This is a genomic window from Chroococcidiopsis sp. SAG 2025 (assembly GCF_032860985.1).
Taxonomy (GTDB): Bacteria; Cyanobacteriota; Cyanobacteriia; order Cyanobacteriales; family Chroococcidiopsidaceae; genus Chroococcidiopsis.
In genome coordinates this window covers 4,091,085-4,108,782 of sequence record NZ_JAOCNC010000001.1, presented here as the reverse complement: position 1 = coordinate 4,108,782, position 17,698 = coordinate 4,091,085, and the positions used below count along the sequence as shown (strand labels likewise).

Annotated in this window: 18 protein-coding genes; 8 read left to right on the top strand and 10 right to left on the bottom strand. The window is 44.7% G+C overall.

Annotated elements, in window-relative coordinates; genetic code table 11:
• Positions 1-96 precede the first annotated feature (96 nt).
• Positions 97-915, bottom strand: coding sequence for a transglycosylase SLT domain-containing protein (locus N4J56_RS19860; protein ID WP_317108012.1), 819 nt, complete (start codon positions 913-915; stop codon positions 97-99).
• 392 nt (positions 916-1,307) lie between these two features.
• Positions 1,308-4,100, bottom strand: a complete 2,793-nt coding sequence (gene secA, locus N4J56_RS19855) for a preprotein translocase subunit SecA (protein ID WP_317108011.1) — start codon at positions 4,098-4,100, stop codon at positions 1,308-1,310.
• A 42-nt stretch (positions 4,101-4,142) separates the two neighbouring features.
• Between secA and N4J56_RS19850 the strand changes: the two genes are divergently transcribed.
• Positions 4,143-4,424: a hypothetical protein gene (locus N4J56_RS19850; protein ID WP_317108010.1), complete on the top strand. Its 282-nt coding sequence runs from the start codon at positions 4,143-4,145 to the stop codon at positions 4,422-4,424.
• A 10-nt stretch (positions 4,425-4,434) separates the two neighbouring features.
• On the opposite strand, the gene N4J56_RS19845 is transcribed toward N4J56_RS19850, so the two are convergent.
• The gene (locus N4J56_RS19845) at positions 4,435-4,965 is read right to left on the bottom strand and encodes a diheme cytochrome C (protein WP_317108009.1); all 531 of its coding nucleotides are present in this window, start codon (positions 4,963-4,965) and stop codon (positions 4,435-4,437) included.
• Between the two features lie 204 nt (positions 4,966-5,169).
• Between N4J56_RS19845 and N4J56_RS19840 the strand changes: the two genes are divergently transcribed.
• Complete coding sequence (locus N4J56_RS19840; protein WP_317108008.1) at positions 5,170-6,243, top strand: DUF3616 domain-containing protein; 1,074 nt, start codon at positions 5,170-5,172, stop codon at positions 6,241-6,243.
• 145 nt (positions 6,244-6,388) lie between these two features.
• On the opposite strand, the gene N4J56_RS19835 is transcribed toward N4J56_RS19840, so the two are convergent.
• Positions 6,389-6,793 carry an NIL domain-containing protein gene (locus N4J56_RS19835; RefSeq protein ID WP_015156053.1) on the bottom strand — a complete coding sequence of 135 codons (405 nt, stop codon included), beginning with the start codon at positions 6,791-6,793 and terminating at the stop codon, positions 6,389-6,391.
• Between the two features lie 126 nt (positions 6,794-6,919).
• Between N4J56_RS19835 and N4J56_RS19830 the strand changes: the two genes are divergently transcribed.
• A complete protein-coding gene (locus N4J56_RS19830) occupies positions 6,920-7,510 on the top strand; it encodes a thioredoxin family protein (RefSeq protein ID WP_317108007.1) in 591 nt (196 codons plus the stop codon).
• Between the two features lie 133 nt (positions 7,511-7,643).
• Here N4J56_RS19830 and N4J56_RS19825 read toward each other — a convergent pair whose 3' ends face one another.
• Together N4J56_RS19825 and N4J56_RS19820 are read right to left on the bottom strand one after the other, a co-directional pair.
• Complete coding sequence (locus N4J56_RS19825) at positions 7,644-8,558, bottom strand: pyridoxamine 5'-phosphate oxidase family protein (RefSeq protein WP_317108006.1); 915 nt, start codon at positions 8,556-8,558, stop codon at positions 7,644-7,646.
• Positions 8,559-8,638: 80 nt separating this feature from the next.
• Positions 8,639-9,235, bottom strand: coding sequence for a glutathione S-transferase family protein (locus N4J56_RS19820; RefSeq protein WP_317108005.1), 597 nt, complete (start codon positions 9,233-9,235; stop codon positions 8,639-8,641).
• A gap of 78 nt (positions 9,236-9,313) precedes the next feature.
• On the opposite strand from N4J56_RS19820, the gene N4J56_RS19815 reads away from it, so the two are divergent.
• Positions 9,314-9,892, top strand: coding sequence for a TetR/AcrR family transcriptional regulator (locus N4J56_RS19815; protein ID WP_317108004.1), 579 nt, complete (start codon positions 9,314-9,316; stop codon positions 9,890-9,892).
• A gap of 96 nt (positions 9,893-9,988) precedes the next feature.
• Here N4J56_RS19815 and rnc read toward each other — a convergent pair whose 3' ends face one another.
• On the bottom strand, positions 9,989-10,702 hold the full coding sequence (gene rnc / locus N4J56_RS19810) for a ribonuclease III (protein WP_317108003.1): 714 nt from the start codon (positions 10,700-10,702) through the stop codon (positions 9,989-9,991).
• 241 nt (positions 10,703-10,943) lie between these two features.
• Between rnc and N4J56_RS19805 the strand changes: the two genes are divergently transcribed.
• A complete protein-coding gene (locus N4J56_RS19805) occupies positions 10,944-11,807 on the top strand; it encodes an alpha/beta hydrolase (protein WP_317108002.1) in 864 nt (287 codons plus the stop codon).
• A 154-nt stretch (positions 11,808-11,961) separates the two neighbouring features.
• Entirely contained in the window at positions 11,962-12,567 is a 606-nt protein-coding gene (locus tag N4J56_RS19800) for a cytochrome b N-terminal domain-containing protein (protein WP_317108001.1), read from the top strand.
• 35 nt (positions 12,568-12,602) lie between these two features.
• Here the strand turns inward: N4J56_RS19800 and fghA are convergent, their stop codons facing one another.
• Together fghA and N4J56_RS19790 are read right to left on the bottom strand one after the other, a co-directional pair.
• Positions 12,603-13,448 carry an S-formylglutathione hydrolase gene (gene fghA / locus N4J56_RS19795; RefSeq protein WP_317108000.1) on the bottom strand — a complete coding sequence of 282 codons (846 nt, stop codon included), beginning with the start codon at positions 13,446-13,448 and terminating at the stop codon, positions 12,603-12,605.
• A 31-nt stretch (positions 13,449-13,479) separates the two neighbouring features.
• The gene (locus N4J56_RS19790) at positions 13,480-14,796 is read right to left on the bottom strand and encodes an acetyl ornithine aminotransferase family protein (RefSeq protein ID WP_317107999.1); all 1,317 of its coding nucleotides are present in this window, start codon (positions 14,794-14,796) and stop codon (positions 13,480-13,482) included.
• Here N4J56_RS19790 and N4J56_RS19785 point away from each other — a divergent pair.
• Both N4J56_RS19785 and N4J56_RS19780 read left to right on the top strand, forming a co-directional pair.
• On the top strand, positions 14,781-14,966 hold the full coding sequence (locus N4J56_RS19785) for a hypothetical protein (protein ID WP_317107998.1): 186 nt from the start codon (positions 14,781-14,783) through the stop codon (positions 14,964-14,966). The genes N4J56_RS19790 and N4J56_RS19785 overlap by 16 nt on opposite strands.
• A gap of 118 nt (positions 14,967-15,084) precedes the next feature.
• Entirely contained in the window at positions 15,085-16,113 is a 1,029-nt protein-coding gene (locus N4J56_RS19780; RefSeq protein WP_317107997.1) for a hemolysin family protein, read from the top strand.
• Here the strand turns inward: N4J56_RS19780 and N4J56_RS19775 are convergent.
• Entirely contained in the window at positions 16,106-17,605 is a 1,500-nt protein-coding gene (locus tag N4J56_RS19775) for an aldehyde dehydrogenase family protein (RefSeq protein ID WP_317107996.1), read from the bottom strand. The two genes, N4J56_RS19780 and N4J56_RS19775, sit on opposite strands and share 8 nt — an antisense overlap.
• Positions 17,606-17,698 lie beyond the last annotated feature (93 nt).

Sequence of the window (17,698 nt, the reverse complement as noted above, 5' to 3'; positions counted from 1 at the left end):
TTAGTGTTGAGACGTTACATGTAACGTCTGCACCAAGTTCTCGGTTATCAGTGTAGAGACATCACGTTTAAAGTCTGTACAAGGTTGTTGGAACTCTTAGCTCTTAAATTTTGAATTTTGAATTTTGAATTTTGAATTTTCTCCTACCTCTCCAACGTGTTGTTTGTATTTTTGCAAAATAGAATTGCTGTAATTAGCAACAGAAGGATAGCGATGTAATTTGCCGTCTGTTCCTCTATACCACTGAACTGCTTTAGATTTATATAAGTCAGGACTACCGCTATACCAGTGGCTTGCTACTCTTAATACTGTTATCTCTTCATCACCTTGACTTGCAACTAAAGCGTCGTGCCAATATTGCTCTAATTTGTAATGAATAATTTGCTTTTGAGCTGTGGGATTGCTGAGAAATTCATCAACAGATATGCTATGACCGAGTGCTTCCTTGCTCCAAGCACCAATATTTGCAGGCATAATTTGAGCTAGTCCCAAGGCTTGAGAATGGGGATTCAGCGATTGATGATTATTTGTACTTTCTTGATTAATAATGGCACGGCTGAGCGCATCTACTGGAGAAACCAAAATTGGTGCTGGTTGCGATCGAAAAGTACTTGCTTGAGAAAACTGAGTTTGCAGCGATAGCAACCATTTTGATAACAACAAACTGAGAACAACTGTAGGGATTAAAATAACTAACTTGTGCCAGCGATCGCGCCTTAGTCGTCGCTGGCGGCGGCGAGGTGGATGTACCCGCGTATGTTGTGTGGATGGTCGATTTACAAGCAATCGCTGCTTATGTTTAGTAGGTTTAGAATGTGTCGAGTGCTGTCTTTCCGGCTCGATTTGCTGCTGAGTAGCTAGCTCTAAAATAATTTTTTGATGCCTCATTACGCGATCGAAGTTATATATCGTCACGAACAAGGAATTATAGAGGACAAAAATTTTTTTTCTTCGTTTTACAGGTTCTCTTTAGCTTTTGTGCAGCTATTTACAGGGGTAGTTGTCAGCAACTCGCGATTGAATGACGCTACGATCGGCAAAGATACCAATACGTCTCTATCCAATCGATCGATTTTGACTTGAGTGAAAAATATCGGTTTTAAAAATAGGAGAATTGCCGTTGAAAATTAGCCTCATTTTATGATATTATTCTCCTTACAATGGGGATATGATTAAAAATTTCATTTCAACATAGATTTCTATTATTAAGTCAACCATTCGGTAATTAAATATTATCACGAGCGATCGCAACTTTTTTATTAAAAAATAGACAAAAAATAGGGTGGGTAATGCCCACCCTACAAAATTTAAACCATTTCTGACTGCGCCGTAACTGGCGGCTCAATTTGAGGTTGGAATTGGAAGAGAGAGTAGACCACATTTCGGCGAATGTTGGTCATCATATCCAAGAACATTTCAAACCCTTCTGTCTTGTATTCGATCAGCGGGTCTTTTTGTCCGTAACCGCGTAAGCCTACAGATTCTCGCAGTCCATCCATTTGTTGCAGATGTTCTCGCCACAAGCTATCAATCTGCTGCAAGATAAAGAAGCGTTCGGCTTGGCGCATTAATCCGGGGCGAATTTGCTCGATTTCGGCTTCTTTGATGTCGTAGGCGATTCTGACTTGTTCGTGAAGGAAGGTTTTAATGTCGCTGACCGTCAAATCTTCCATTTGCTCAGGTTCTAAGTCTGCCAGCAAGTAGACAAACTCCTTCACTTTGCTCACCAATTTTGGTATGTCCCAATCTTCCGAAGGCAAGTCAGGATTGATGTAGTAATCGACAATTTCGTTCATTGTCTGCTCGGCGTACTTGAGTACTTGCTCTTTTAGGTCTTGACCTTCGAGGACGCGGCGACGTTCGGCGTAAATTGCCCGCCGTTGTTTATTCATCACCTCGTCGTACTCAAATACCTGCTTGCGGATGTCGTAGTAATAAGTTTCGACTTTGCGCTGCGCCCCTTCTAAGCTGCGCGTGAGCAATCCCGATTCGATGGGCATATCTTCTTCGACATTGAAGGCTTGCATCAACCCAGCAACGCGATCGCCACCAAAAATCCGCAATAAGTTATCCTCTAAACTGAGGAAGAACCGCGTCGAGCCAGGGTCGCCTTGCCGTCCCGCACGTCCCCGCAACTGGTTGTCAATCCGGCGCGATTCGTGACGTTCCGTCCCAATTACGTGCAGTCCACCTAACCCTACCACTTCATCGTGTTCCCTGGTGGTGAATTGTTCGTATTCGTGCTTGATCTGGTTGTAAACTTCCCGCAAGCGTTGAATTACCACATCATCTGTAGGGGCTTTTTCAGAAGCAACGGCGACTTTATCTTCGGCTTCGAGTTCCGATAGACTTCTTTCTCCATATTCTTGCGCGGCAACTTCTACCGCTGCTTTGAGCATTTGCTCGGTTTCTCGCGATAACCCGACAGGATAAATTTGAGGCGATGCTTTCCAGGTCTTGACCTTCTTACCAGGGACAAAACCTTGACCGCTACTACTACCTGTAGGTAAACCAGCCGCCCGTTGTACGGCAAATACGTCTTCATCCTCTGGCATCACGATCCGCGGCATGAAGTATTCCCGCAGTTTCAGGCGTGCCATATAATCGGCATTACCACCCAGGATGATATCCGTACCTCGTCCTGCCATGTTGGTAGCAATCGTAACAGCCCCTTTTCTACCTGCTTGGGCGATAATCTCCGATTCCCGTTCGACGTTTTCCGGTCTAGCGTTGAGCAGGTTATATGGGATTTCTAACTGGTTGAGCAGCCGACTGAGAACTTCAGAGTTTTCCACGCTAGTCGTACCGACTAGGACAGGGCGACCTTTTTCGTGCATCTCGGCACATTCTTGAGCGATCGCCCGCCACTTACCTGCCTCATTCTTGTAAACTACATCAGATAAGTCTCGCCGTTTTGTCGTTCTATTGGTAGGAATACTCGCAACTTCGAGTTTGTAAATCTTCTCAAACTCTGCCTGTTCTGTTTTTGCCGTCCCTGTCATCCCCGACAGTTTTGGATAGAGCAGAAATAGGTTTTGGTAGGTAATCGTGGCTAAAGTTTGAGTTTCCGGTTGAATTTCTACCCTTTCCTTGGCTTCAATAGCTTGGTGCAACCCGTCACTCCAGCGTCTGCCTGGTAGCACCCGTCCGGTAAACTCATCTACGATGACTATCTCATCTTCGCGAACGATGTAGTTTACATCCCTGAGGAATAATTCTTTAGCTTTGAGGGCGTTAAAAACGAAATGCGCCCAAGGATCTTCGGGATTGAATAAATCAGTAACTCCCAACAATTCTTCGGCAGCAGCAAAACCCTCATCTGTTAGTAGCACGTTCCGCGCTTTTTCATCAACTTCGTAATGCTCGTCTTTTTGCAAGGCAGCGGCAATTTGAGAGGCACGGATATATTTTTCTGTCGGTTTTTCTACTTGTCCAGAGATAATCAGGGGCGTGCGTGCTTCGTCAATGAGAATTGAGTCTACTTCGTCAATGACGCAGAAGTTGAAGGGACGCTGCACGACATCATCCATGTGGGTAGCCATGTTGTCCCGCAGATAGTCAAAACCTACCTCACTATTGGTGACATAGGTAATATCGCAGGCATAATTGCGCTTGCGCTCGTCTGGGGTCATGCTTTGCTGAATCAGTCCGACGCTCAACCCCAAGAAACGATGCACTTGACCCATCCATTCAGCGTCCCGCTTTGCCAGGTAATCGTTGACGGTGACTACGTGCGCTCCTTTACCAGTCAATGCATTGAGGTAAGATGGCAGGGTAGCTACTAAGGTCTTACCCTCACCCGTTTTCATCTCGGCAATTTGACCTTGGTGCAGGATAATACCACCTAGTAACTGTACGTCAAAGTGCCGCATTCCCAATACTCTGCGTCCTGCCTCGCGCACGACAGCAAATGCTTCTGGCAGAATGTCATCCAAGTTTTCACCTTTTTCCAGGCGCTGTTTAAACTCTGCTGTCTTACCAATTAGTTGCTCGTCAGGGAGAGCTTTAATGTCTTCTTCTAATAAATTAATTTCTGTGACGTAAGGCTGATATTTTTTGAGCTTACGAGCGTTGGGGTCGCCCAGCAAGGTTTTTAGCATGGTAGGTCAGGAGAACTTGAGGATTTCTAGGAAGTTTAATTTGTGAGTTTTGATTTTGCCATCAGCTCATACTGGTGGGACGCTAGAACTCAAATACTAGCCTTTTGGATGGACAAAATTTGTCAATTGTACAGTGTTTCGGCTATCGGTCTTGAGATAAACTTTATAGATCGTATCATTTTACCCCAATTCTATAATGGTGCGGATAGGCGATCGCTTTTTGTCGGGAGTCGGGAGTCGGGAGTCGGGAGTCAGGGACGAGAAGGACAAGGAGGACAAGGAAGACAAGGAGGACAAGGGAGAATAACTACAAACGACCCATGACCCATGACAATTATTGCGAATTCTCCCATTCTGGTGTAAGGCTACGGAAATTGAAGGCGTTGGCGTTGGGATGACAGGTGACACAACTGCTGAGTTGAGTTGGTTTTGGTAATTTGACTTTGGGATGCAAAGCTTTGAAATAACGCGAGTTGGCAATGCGGTATGGTATTTCTTCGTCTTGGTTGAGGGGACGGGAAGCAAATCTCAGATAATTCCACACTAGAATGCGGGGTGGATCGACCAATGGTTTGATTTGTACGCCGTAGTGTTGAGTATCTTGTAGCAACCGCTGCCAAGTCTGCACGGGTAGGACGGCTGGCGGAACGGCGATGTGGCAAGTGGCGCAGTTTTCCAAGTAGAGTTCTTGTCCCAATTGATAGCGTTGGGGAACTGCATCAATGGTGTTAGCTGGTTGGGCGTGAGTCGCCATTGCTAAAATCCAAGCAGCAGCAATACTCCAAGCTAAGATTAACAGCAATAGGATCGGGGTCGATCGCTTGCTTTTTGGGCGGTGGGGTTTTGGTTTGAGGGCAGGTAACATAAATCAGTCTTTTTCAGCAGGGCTGATAGCAGCTCACACTGTAATATCACATCTAATGGCTAGACAGTTGACTGTTGACAGTTATCGGTTAACAGTTATCAGTTATCGGTGAAAGCGTGAAAGCGCGACTAGTAACTAGAAGAGAGTCCAATCACCAGCCGCCAGTCACTCACAAATAACCAATTACCAGATTTATTTTGAGTTATGAATCATTCCACTAGCAAACGCGACCGCATTCTACTCAAATTTAATGACAGCTTCAAAAAAAGTCGAACAGATCTTTCAGCAGTACTACTTTTTCCCAAACAGCATTTGTGGGTTGGTTCGGATGAAACATCGACTATCGAACGTCTAACTTTTGTAGAGCAGCAAAACTGCTTTGCCGAACATCACACATTTCACGTTCAAGATTTTATTGAGTTACCAAAACCAGAAGACGAAGAAATTGATATTGAAGGATTCGCTTATCACGATTACTATCTCTGGTTTATTGGTTCCCATAGTTGGAAGCGCAAAAAACCAAAACCAGAACATACTGATGTGGAGAATATTGAACGATTAGCTAAGATAAAAACGGAAGAAAATCGTTATATGATTGGACGTATTCCCTTAGTTGATGGCAATTTGCGGCAGTCTTGTCCTCATCCTGAAGCTCCAGATGTCACCTTGAGTGCGGCAAAAGTCAAACTAACAGAGGGGGGAAATATGCTTACTGAAGCTTTAGCAACAGATCCTCATTTTGGCGATTTTGTCAAGACTAATATTCCTGGTAAAGATAATGGTTTTGACATAGAAGGAATAGCAATCTATCAACAAAAAGTTTTTCTCGGTTTGCGGGGTCCAGTATTAAGGGGCTGGGCAGCGATCTTAGAGTTAGAGTTAGAAATAGATGATAAAGAAGACACTTTAAAGCTAAAGCCAATCGGAGCAGAACAAAATCTTTATAAAAAGCATTTTGTTTATTTGAATGGCTTAGGTATTCGAGATCTACACGTAGATGAAAAAGATTTTTTAATCCTAGCGGGACCGACAATGGATTTAGATGGTCCAGTCCGAGTTTATCGCTGGCACAATGGTGTAAATATAGCTGAAAATACGCTATCTTACCCAGAGGTTATGTTAGAAATCCCCTTCGGTATTGGAGACGACCACGCAGAAGGAATGATTACGTTTAATGAATATACTCAAACTCCGTCGCTTTTGGTCATTTACGATGCGCCCGCCGCAGCTAGATTAGAGAGTGAGGGTGGCGTGTGGGCAGATATATTCAGTTATTAGTAAAGCAAGGGAGCAGGGAGAAGAGAGAGTCGCCCATCTGAGGGAGCTGAGGGAGCAATTACAAGTCACAAGTCACAAGTCACAATTCAACCCTATACCCCACAACCCACGCACCACGCATCACCAATGACCAATGACCAGTCTTTTAAAGATTTGTTGAGATGGCTTGCGTTGGACAAGTAGGAATGCATTGTTCGCAGACAATACAGCGCGATCGCGTGAATGTCAGTTCAAATGTGGCAGAATTAAGGGTCAAGGCTTCGGTGGGACAAACTCCAGTACACAAACCGCAGTCTACGCAAAGTTCGCGATCGATGGTAATTTCAGCCATTGCCGAAGAGACATTGATGTTTTGCGATCGCATCCAATCAACCGCCGCATCGAGTTGATCGATATCTCCTGACAATTCTACAACTAACGTACCAACTTGATTTGGGGCAACTTGAGCGCGGATAATATTAGCAGCAACGTTAAAATCTTTCGCCAGTCTGTATGTCACTGGTACTTGTATAGCACGACGAGGGAAGGTCAGCGTAACTCTTTTTTTCATTAGGGAGCAGGGAGTAGTGATTTTCTACTTCTGAATTTTCCTATCTTCTCTTTTGTAACAAAAACCTTTTATGGCTGTTCGATTAAAATGAGAGCTGTTGCTCGATCGAATTTTAATAAAAGCCTTATGAGTGCTAAAACTCCCAATCCTTCAGCGCAGCCAACTGAGTTGACGGTAGGAAAGCGGGTTAGAAATTTAATTGTAGTTTTAGTTGCGATCGCTCTCAGCGTCGCCTTATTCCTCGGCTTACGGACTCAAACGGGTGCAGTGACGCTAGCAACATTAAGCGATCGCTCGACACCGCTAGAAGTAGCTTTGAGTAACAGCAAGCCAACGCTGATGGAGTTTTATGCTGACTGGTGTACGGTATGTCAGAAAATGGTTCCAGATATGGCTCAGCTAGAACAGGAGTACGCCGGAAAGGTAAACTTTGTCATGCTGAATGTGGATAACAGCAAGTGGTTGCCAGAGATCCTGAAATATCGAGTTGATGGGATTCCCCATTTCGTGTACTTAGGTAAACAAGGAGAGGCGATCGCGCAGGCGATTGGAGAACAACCGCGCAGTATTATGGCAAGTAACTTAGAAGCATTATTAAATGATGCCCCCTTGCCTTACACTTCTGCTAGCGGTAAAGTCTCCAAATACGAAGCAAATGTCACTCCATCCTCTGAGACTGACGATCCACGTTTACACAGTTCCCAGGTGGTGAAGTGATGGAATTTGGTAATGGGTAATTGGTAGTTGGTAGCTGGCTAAACTGTTAAGCTGTCACGCCTTTAACTGGTACTATTGGTAAGATCGAAACGCTTACCGCTACCAACTTCAGACATTTTGACTTTTGACTTACTTATTTGGGATTGTACGGCGAGTATTCTGCAAATTCCCAGCTTAGATTAGTTGCATTTATTGTTTCCAACACGCGATCGATGTGGAATTCTACTAAGCGTTCTGCACCGATAAATTGTGCTATGCGATTTGTATCCCAGATAATATTGGCTGTGCCAGTTAGTTGTAAGGTATGTCCATAGACAAAATCAACGAACAATAAGCCGATTTGAGAATACTGGGCAATGTTACCAAGAGTATTGAACATATTATTGCCCGTATAATCGGGAAATACCAATTCAGTCGCGTTCAAAACTTGTACGAAACCTGGATATCCTCCCCGATGAGATCCATCAGCACCACTTTGAGGGTGAAAGCTAGCAATGAAAAATGTGTCTGCTTGAGTAATCCATTGCTGTTGTGCCGGAGTCAAAGCCTTGTAACTATAAACTTCAGTTATAGCCGCTTGGCGATCGCTATTAGCTACTAAATCTCTTGTTTGAATATATTTAGGACAATTAAAGTAGACTTGCTGAGTCTGCACGTCAATATAACCATTTGGCTTCAGTTCTGCCTTGCCATTAATCCGCAAGCGCCGCCGAGTCGCTAAATCGATCGCCAGAATACCAATGTCATCACGTATTGATAGGTTTTCTAGTAGCGGATCGCTAGGATTGACTGTTGTTTGAATCCGAACTAGTTGTTCTGCTACAACTTCTATAAAACCAGGTTTCCCTATTAGCAGCGATGCCCAAACTCTACCATTACGATCGACAGTACTCGCGATCGCCAGTCTTTGTGTACTTAGAAAATCTCGCGCTGTTGAATTAATACTCGCACCAATAATTTTGGTTAAACGTGCTGCGTCTGCCTGCACTCCCGCTTGTGCCTGAACTGCTAATTCCCCAGCATGATAAGTTGATAAACTGTTACGCATTTAGTTTACAAAATGTCTGGAACCAAAACACGCTGCATAGTGAGTGTCACAATTTTGACTTTTAATTTTTGAATTTTGACTTATAGTCCTGGCATACTGACGTAACCTGGAAGTTGCTTGATGCGATCGCACCAGGCGATAACATGAGGATAGTTATCTAAAGCAACTTTTCCATCTGCGGCTAGTCCGACATAGGGGAAGCAGGCAAGATCGGCTATTGTGGGATGGCTGCATTCCAACCACTGGTTATTCGTTAAATGGCGATCGAGAATGTGCAATACCTGATGAGCTTTCTGCTGGGTTAAATCTATATCGAGTTGTCCTTGAAAAATAAAATATCTCCTCGCCGCCGCTAGACTATTGGCAATCTCATTTGCCGCAAAAGACAACCACTGCATGACTTTAGCGATCGCTTCAGGCTCTAGAGGTAGCCAATTTTCGCTGCTGTAGCGTCGGGCTAGGTAAACTAAAATTGCTTGTGAATCTCGAATTGTTACACCACCATCTACTAGAACTGGAACTTGTCCGCAGGGGTTGAGTTGCAGAAATTGTTCGGTTTTGTGTTCTCCTGCCTTTAAGTTGACGGGGACTGACTCATAATCTAATTTCAGCATCGACAGCAACAGCCTAACTTTATGACAGTTTCCCGATAATACAAAGTCATATAGCTGCATCATTAGTCCCCCTCTATCGATCGCCAATTGTTTTTGTACCGATCGTTCGGTATAAATTTACTGTAACGATCGTTCGGTACAATGTCAAGTAGAGCCAAAAATTTCGATCCTGAATTGATGTCAAAAGCAGAAGCGATCGCCCAAATCTTAAAAGTCTTTCGGCAGTATGGTTATGAAGGAACAACCCTATCGCGACTGTCAAAAGCGACGGGTTTAGGGAAAGCCAGTCTTTACCACTACTTCCCCAATGGCAAAGAAGAAATGGCACAAGCCGTACTTGACTTTGTTGATGAATGGATGAAAGCAAATATTTTCGTTCCCTTAAAAGATGCTGGTACGCCGCGCGATCGCCTGGAGAAAATGAGCGAGAATGTAGATCGGTTGTATTGCGGTGGCGAACAAACTTGTATATTAGCCGTGTTGACTTTGGGAGAAGCAAAGGATTTATTTAACATTCAAATTCAGCAAGCGTTTAAGAGCTGGATTGATACTTTAGCTGAAGTTTTAGTAGAAGCAGGTATCGAGCCAACACTTGCCCGCCAAAAAGCAGAAAACGCTATCATTCAAATTCAAGGCTCTCTCGTCTTAGCTAGAAGCATGGACGACACTGCACCCTTTCAAAGAGTACTGAAGCATTTACCAGAAATGTTATTAGATTAAGTCATAAGTCGTAGGTCGTAAGTCGTAAGTTGAAATTAACTAACAACTGACAACTGATAAATTACTGGTCACTGGTCACCGATCGCTGGTCACTGGTCACCGATCGCTGGTCACTGAAATAAAGGCAACTTGAGCCGCAGCTTGTTCGGCTGCTTTGATGGAACGTCCCGTACCTTCACCTAAGCATTTACCTTGAAGCCAGACTTCGGCTGAAAACCGTGCTGTGGCGCTATGGGGTTGGGGTGATTCTTGAACGCGATATTCTGGTAAAACCTTAAAATGAGCTTGAGTCCATTCTTGTAGTGCGGCTTTATAGTTTAGCCTAGCTGGATCGGAGCGAATTTCTGCTGCTAGTTGCTTGAAGTGCGGATCGAGCCAAGGACGCACTAGTTCTTGGGTATGGGTGCTGAGGTAGAGAGCGCCAAGCACGGCTTCAAAAGCGTCTGCTAAGCGCGATTCCCGTCCGGCTTTATCGGTAGAGGCGCTGTTAGAAACAAGCAGATAGAGTTCTAAACCGTATTCTGCTGCTAGTTGTGCCAAAATGCGATCGCTGACCAAAACTGACCGAATTGCAGCAAATTCTCCTACTGGACATTCGGGGTAAGTTTCCCATAAGACTTCAGCTGCTGCGAGTCTCACAACTGCATCTCCGACAAATTCTAATTGTTCGTAGTTTGCTTGAGCTGAGACAGTCGGATGGGTTAATGCTAAATCTAGCAATTGCCAATTAATTTGAGCTGAGGTCGGGATTCCCAGTTTATTGACTAAGCTTTGTAGTTGTTTTTGCCGACGCGGATAGAATAAGGTCATTGTTCATTGGTCATTAGTCATTAGTCATTGGTCAATAATAAATAATAGACGATCGCTCGTCTGCTATATCTTCTATCTTGTCCCGATCGCGCTAGGCTGAAACCTGGAAAAGCCATTCTCAAGGCAGAGAAAAAATTTAACTGCTATGGTCTAATTATTACGGTCAGCATCGCAATAGCTCGATGCAGATATCAGTTTTGACTTTTGCCTTTTGACTTTTGACTTTTGAGGAGCGATCGCTATGTCCGTACTAGAAGGTACTTGGCAACACGAATACATTATCAGTAACGGGCTGAGGCTGCATTACGTCACCCAAGGTGAAGGTCCGTTGATGTTGATGTTACACGGCTTTCCTGAGTTTTGGTACTCTTGGCGACATCAAATTCCTGAGTTTGCCAAAGATTACAAAGTCGTAGCATTAGACTTGCGGGGATATAACGACAGCGACAAACCAAAAGCGCAATCAGCTTATGTCATGGCTGAGTTTATCAAAGATATTGAGGGTGTCATTAAGGGACTGGGATACGACAAGTGTATTTTAGTCGGACACGACTGGGGAGGTGCGATCGCGTGGAGTTTTGCTTACGCTCACCCTGAAATGGTAGAACGCCTCATCGTATTAAATATCCCGCATCCAGCCAAATTTGCTGAGGGTTTCCGCACGCCTCAACAATTGCTGAAGAGTTCTTATATGTTTCTATTCCAGCTCCCTGTCTTACCAGAAATGCTGCTCCAAGCGGGAGATTACCAAGCAATTGAAAATGGCTTGAAAGGTATGGCTGTGAATAAGAGCGCTTTTACTCCCGAAGATATTGCGGCTTACAAAGATGCAGCAGCTAAGCGTGGAGCGCTAACAGCAGCCCTCAATTATTATCGCAATATGTTGCAACAAGGCATGACTAACCCAAATTGGGGTGTACTCAACGTACCAACATTGATGATTTGGGGTGAAAAAGATACAGCCTTGGGTAGGGAGCTGAGTTACGGCACTGCTACTTATGTAAATCCATTCCAAGTTAGATACATTCCAGATGCTAGTCATTGGGTACAACAGGAAAAACCCGAATTAGTCAATGAGTATATGCGGGAGTTTTTGAGTAGTTAGTGAGTGGCTAATGGTTGGTGACTAGTAACTAGACTCTTTTCTAGCCACTAGCCACCAGTTACTAGTAACTGATACCTGATTGACATTTTAGTAATAAAAATTCATGATAAGGTAAAAATACTCAAAGAACTTTCATCAAAAGCAGGGTTCAGTCATGAAAGATGGCTATTACGCTTTTGTACTGCGACGACTGGCTACGGTTCTGGCTGTAGTGATGCTAACTTTAAGCTCGATCGCCGCCCTGACAGGAATTTTACTGGCATTTTACTACGAACCAACAGCAGGGGGAGCGTACAATTCTCTGAGGGCGATCGCAACTCAGATCCCTAACGGTTGGTTAATCCAACGGATTCATTCTCTTGCTGGTAATAGCTTAATCGGTGTCTCTCTGGTTGAAATTGTCGTTATGTTTTTGGGAGAAAGGTTTCGCCCCAGTTGGATAACTGCCTGGATTAGCGGTATTCTACTAACACTCACTGCGATCGGTTTAAGCTGGACGGCAATATTACTTGATTGGACGCAAATTGGTTACTGGCGATTCACAATTGAGTTAGGTACGATTGAAGCGCTTCCAGCAATAGGTTCTCAGCTTCGTAATATCCTTACGGGTGGCGGCGCGGTAAATACTGTCACAGTTCAGCACCTGTTTACCATCCACAGTTACCTGCTTTCCGGTGGTGCGATCGTTTTAGCAATTATTCATTTAACAGGTTTATTGCTACAGGAAAAAGAGGTGAACCAGATCGAATCGGCAAATTAAATACATTTAATGTAGAGACGTTACATATAACGTCTCTACTTACACAAAGTCTCAGCATGGTGGCGGATATGATCGCCCACAAAGGTAGCAATAAAGTAATAACTGTGGTCGTAACCTTCCTGAAAGCGCAAAGTTAAAGGTTGTTCGACCTGACGACAAGCTCGTTCAAATATTTCTGGCATCAACTGTTGACTTAAAAACTTATCTGCTGTACCTTGGTCAATCAAAATGGCGGCAGTGTATTTACTACTGAGTATCAATTCACTTGCATCGTAATTACGCCAGGTTTCCCGCTCGATTCCCAAATAATTTGTAAAAGCCTTTTCTCCCCAAGGACACTGCATTGGCGCAGCAATCGGTGCAAAAGCAGAAACAGATTTAAAGAGTTCGGGATTGCGTAAAGCACAAACTAACGCCCCATGTCCGCCCATAGAATGACCGAAGATTCCTTGTCGTTCGACTTGGATAGAAAAATTTGCAGCAATTAACGTGGGTAATTCTTTCACAACATAACTATACATTTGATAGTGCGATCGCCACGGTTCCTCTGTCGCATCGACATAAAAACCCGCACCCGTACCAAAATCCCAGTCTTTATCTTCTCCTGCAATTCCCGTAGTGCGAGGGCTAGTATCTGGAGTTACTAAGATTAATCCATGCTCGGCAGCATATCTTTGCGCCCCTGCTTTGGTGATAAAATTTTCTTCGGTGCAGGTTAAGCCAGAGAGGAAGTAGAGAACTGGAACAGATTGCGATCGCGCTTGGGGCGGTTGGTAAACGGCAAATCGCATCTCGATATTGCAAGTTTGGGAACGATGGCTATAAAAACCCTGCATCCCGTCAAAGCATTTGTATTCTGAGATTAAATTAATTTCGGTCATGAATTTTCCTGTATGGGCATTGCCCACCCTACTAGCGATAGCGATCGCTTGCTTCCACCAATATATCTCTAAGAATTTGCAAGGCAACTTGAATTTGATTGCTGTCAATGACTAAGGGCGGACAAAAACGAATTGCTGCTTTGCCACAACCTAAAAGTAACAAACCCTTTAAAAAAGCAAGTTCGACAATGCGATCGCGTCGCTCTGAATCTAACTTACCACTTGCATCAAAAACATCGACTGCCACCATCAATCCTTTACCGCGTGGAGAGGAGATACAAGAAAATTGCTGTGACAGCTCCGTAAGCCCGGACATCAATAAGTTGCCCATATTTTGAGCATTTTCAATCAAACCACCTTCCAATAGCTGTAAAGTCGCGTTAGCCGCCGCACAAGCCACGGGATTACCTCCGAATGTCGTAGCGTGAGAGCCAGGTTGCCAAGTCATCAGGTGCGATCGCGCTAAAATTGCGCCCAAGGGTAGACCGCTAGCGATGCCTTTTGCCAGAGTAATAATGTCTGGTACAACGCCCCAATGCTCGATCGCAAATAAGCGCCCAGTCCGACCCATCCCCGCTTGCACTTCATCGACAACCATCAAAATCCCGTGGCGATCGCAAATTTGCCGAATTCGTTTTAAAAAACCATCTTCCGGCACGATATAGCCGCCTTCCCCTTGAATCGGTTCGACGAAAATTGCTGCAACATCTTCTGGAGGCAAAACGGTAGGAAAAAGCTTTGACTCTAAATAATCTAGCGCTGCATGAGTGCCATAGGGAATGTGAGTCACTCCTGGTAATAGAGGACCGAAGTGCTGGCGTTGCACGGCTTTAGAACCCGTCAGAGACATTGCCCCGTAAGTACGTCCGTGGAATGCACCCAAGAAAGCAACAACTTGAGAACGTCTTGTATAGTAACGAGCAAGTTTCAGCGCCCCCTCATTAGACTCAGCCCCAGAATTGCTAAAAAAGACTTTTGCCGGAATCAGAAAGGGGGCGCGAGTCGCTAAATTTTCCGCCAACTCCACCATCGACTCGTAATAAAAATCAGTCCCCGACATATGTAGTAAATTGGCAGCTTGGGCTTGAACTGCTGCGACAACTTCAGGATGAGCGTGTCCAGTCGATGCTACGGCAATACCTGCTGTTAGATCTAAAAATACGTTACCATCGACATCTTCCACCATGCAGCCTTCACCACGGGCAACCACCAACGGATAGCCACGGGTATAGGAAGGAGAAGTAACAGCGCGATCGCGTTCTACCAATACTTGAGCGCGGGGACCAGGTAAGGAAGTCACTAACTGAGGCACAAGCGGCAGAGGGCGTTTAGTTGGGATACTTAGCATGGAAAGGACAAGGGGGACAAGGGGGACAAGGGGAACTCGCTCTTCCCCACGACCGTTCGGCGAAGCCGTTCCCGAAGGGTAGGGAGTGGGGATTAGGGGGCAAAGGGAGACAAGGGAGACAAGGGGAAATAACTACCAACTACCAGTTACCACTCTTCAGTGATAACTGATAACTGACAACTGATTTTGTCTTCTGTCTCCTTTTTGACAAAAGATACACCATAAGCCTGATACCTCTACGATGACTTCTAAATTAATAATTATGAATTCTGAGTTCTCAATTCTGCCATGCTTGCCTTAGTTGTCGCCGTACTGATTGTCATTTCTGGTTCTGCCCTCTGTTCTAGCGTAGAAGCTGCTTTATTTTCTGTCTCTACACTTAAAGCCAGACAGCTAGCACAGTCAAAAAATCCTGCCGCAGTCGCACTACTAGCAATTCGCGATCGCATGAATCGCCCGATCGCGACAATCGTGATTCTAAATAATATTTTCAATATTGTTGGTAGTATTGCGATCGCCCGCATTGCCGAGACAGTTTTAGGTAACACTTTATTAGGGGTTTTTTCTGGACTTTTGACTTTTCTCATCATCATTTTTGGTGAAATTATTCCCAAAACTTTAGGCGAACGATATTCTCAAAGATTAGCGCTCCTTGCTGCTCTACCTGTAACTGCGCTGACTTTTATTTTCACTCCTTTAGTGTGGATCATGGAGAAAGTCACGGCACCTTTTACCCGTAAAGAAAAACTGCCGACTACAAATGAATCGGAAATCATGCTACTAGCAAAGATTGGCTATCAAGAGGGAATTATTGAAGATGATGAAGCCGAAATGATTCAGAGAGTGTTTATGCTAAACGACCTCACGGCTGCCGATTTAATGACTCCTAGAACAGCTTTAACTTACTTACGAGGTGATTTGACTCTAGCTGCAAGCCGAGTGGACATAATTAATTCTCAGCACACGCGAATTATTGTTATAGAAGATTCATTAGATAGAGTTATTGGAGTTACTTTAAAAGACGAACTTCTAACAGCAATGGTAGAAGGAAAGCGCGAGCGTAAAATTGCTGAATTCACCCGTAAAGTTCGATTTGTGCCAGAAACGATTCATGCCGATCGCTTGTTGAGAGCATTTCAAAAAAGCCGCAATCACCTCGTCGTCGTCGTCGATGAATATGGCACGGTTTCCGGTGTTGTTACTCTCGAAGACGTATTAGAGATCCTTACAGGCGAAATTGTCGATGAAACAGATAGAATCATCGATTTGCAAGCAGCGGCAAGAAATAGATTAGCAAGAATGTTGAAAATTAAGTAGCGCGATTATCAATCTGGGCGCGTTGCAAACTCCCAGAATAATCTACATAAACAGTTTTCCATTCTGTAAACACATCTAAAGCCGCAGTTCCCACCTCCCGATGCCCGTTTCCCGTCTGTTTCATACCACCAAAAGGCAAATGGACTTCTGCCCCGATTGTAGGACCGTTAATATAAGTAATTCCAGCTTCAATATCGCGCATTGCCTGAAACGCCAAATTGACATCGCGGGTATAAACCGAAGAAGATAAACCGTATGGGGTGTTGTTGAGAATTGCGATCGCCTCTTCAAAAGAACTGACTTCTATCAACGCCACTACAGGACCAAAAATTTCTTCTTTCGCTACGCGCATCTCTGGCGTGACTCGATCTAATACTGTCGGTTGAAAGAAAAAGCCATGTGCGAGATTTTCTGTATTAGCTATCTCCCCACCAGTTAATACTTTTGTCCCCTCAGCACGGGCAATTTCTAAATAATGGTTTACCCTTTGCAATTGGGCAGAATTAATCAGCGGTCCCATTTCAGTTTGCGGATCTGTACCAAGACCTAATCGTAACTGATGAACTCTTTCTAACAACAAGTTAGTAAACTCTTCCTGAATATCGCGGTGGAGGATCAGCCGACTCGTAGCAGTACAACGCTGTCCGCTAGTGCCAAAAGCGCCCCAAACAGCCCCATCCAAAGCCAGTTGCAAATCGGCATCTGGCATCACGATTTGAGCATTCTTACCCCCCATTTCTAAACAAGAACGCTTGTGAGTGCGTCCGCAAACAGAACCCACTTCAGCCCCCGTTTCTGAAGATCCGGTAAACGACACCAAATTTACGTCAGGATGTTCGACTAACGCCCGTCCTGTCTCTTCTCCTAAACCATGCACGATATTAACAACGCCATTTGGTAAGCCTGCTTTGTGAAATAACTGGCTGAGATAATGAACGCAAGTTGGAGTATCTTCCGCTGGCTTGAGAATGACTGTATTACCGCAAATCAAAGCGGGAAAAGCTTTCCAGCAAGGAATAGCCACAGGAAAATTCCAGGGAGTGATGAGGGCGCAAACTCCTACAGGTATCCGCATTGTCATCGCGAACTTATTGGGCATTTCTGAAGGGGTAGTTTGCCCAAACATCCTTCGTCCTTCTCCTGCCATGTAGAGGGCGCAATCAATGCCTTCTTGCACGTCTCCTCGGGCTTCTGTCAGGGGTTTACCCATTTCCCTGCTAATGAGTTGAGCGAGTTTCTCTTTGTGTTGGAGCAATAATTCTCCTACACGATAAATTATTTCGGCACGGGCGGGAGCAGGTACGAGTCGCCAAGATTTAAAGGCATTACGGGCAGCTACTACGGCTGCATCGACATCAGCAGCGCTGGAACGGGGAAAAGTTGCTACTACGTCACGCCAATCAGAGGGATTGCGGCTTTCTAGAGTTTCACCTGATGCGGCAACCCATTGACCGTTGACATAATTCTGGCACTCTAGCAGGGGGGCGGTCATGAGGCAAGACCTCCAACAATTTCTGTAATTCTATGGTAGTTGGTAGTTACTAGTTGGTAGTTGACCGCTCATCCTCGCCATGCAGCATAAGTT

Coding starts and splice junctions, on each gene's coding strand:
- secA (WP_317108011.1), bottom strand. CDS start 4,100: ATGCTAAAAACCTTGCTGGGCGACCCCAACGCTCGTAAGCTCAAAAAA.
- N4J56_RS19830 (WP_317108007.1), top strand. CDS start 6,920: ATGAGTGCTAAAACTCCCAATCCTTCAGCGCAGCCAACTGAGTTGACG.
- rnc (WP_317108003.1), bottom strand. CDS start 10,702: ATGACCTTATTCTATCCGCGTCGGCAAAAACAACTACAAAGCTTAGTC.
- N4J56_RS19780 (WP_317107997.1), top strand. CDS start 15,085: ATGCTTGCCTTAGTTGTCGCCGTACTGATTGTCATTTCTGGTTCTGCC.
- fghA (WP_317108000.1), bottom strand. CDS start 13,448: ATGACCGAAATTAATTTAATCTCAGAATACAAATGCTTTGACGGGATG.
- N4J56_RS19805 (WP_317108002.1), top strand. CDS start 10,944: ATGTCCGTACTAGAAGGTACTTGGCAACACGAATACATTATCAGTAAC.
- N4J56_RS19790 (WP_317107999.1), bottom strand. CDS start 14,796: ATGCTAAGTATCCCAACTAAACGCCCTCTGCCGCTTGTGCCTCAGTTA.
- N4J56_RS19840 (WP_317108008.1), top strand. CDS start 5,170: ATGAATCATTCCACTAGCAAACGCGACCGCATTCTACTCAAATTTAAT.
- N4J56_RS19845 (WP_317108009.1), bottom strand. CDS start 4,965: ATGTTACCTGCCCTCAAACCAAAACCCCACCGCCCAAAAAGCAAGCGA.
- N4J56_RS19835 (WP_015156053.1), bottom strand. CDS start 6,793: ATGAAAAAAAGAGTTACGCTGACCTTCCCTCGTCGTGCTATACAAGTA.
- N4J56_RS19800 (WP_317108001.1), top strand. CDS start 11,962: ATGAAAGATGGCTATTACGCTTTTGTACTGCGACGACTGGCTACGGTT.
- N4J56_RS19775 (WP_317107996.1), bottom strand. CDS start 17,605: ATGACCGCCCCCCTGCTAGAGTGCCAGAATTATGTCAACGGTCAATGG.
- N4J56_RS19820 (WP_317108005.1), bottom strand. CDS start 9,235: ATGATGCAGCTATATGACTTTGTATTATCGGGAAACTGTCATAAAGTT.
- N4J56_RS19825 (WP_317108006.1), bottom strand. CDS start 8,558: ATGCGTAACAGTTTATCAACTTATCATGCTGGGGAATTAGCAGTTCAG.
- N4J56_RS19815 (WP_317108004.1), top strand. CDS start 9,314: ATGTCAAGTAGAGCCAAAAATTTCGATCCTGAATTGATGTCAAAAGCA.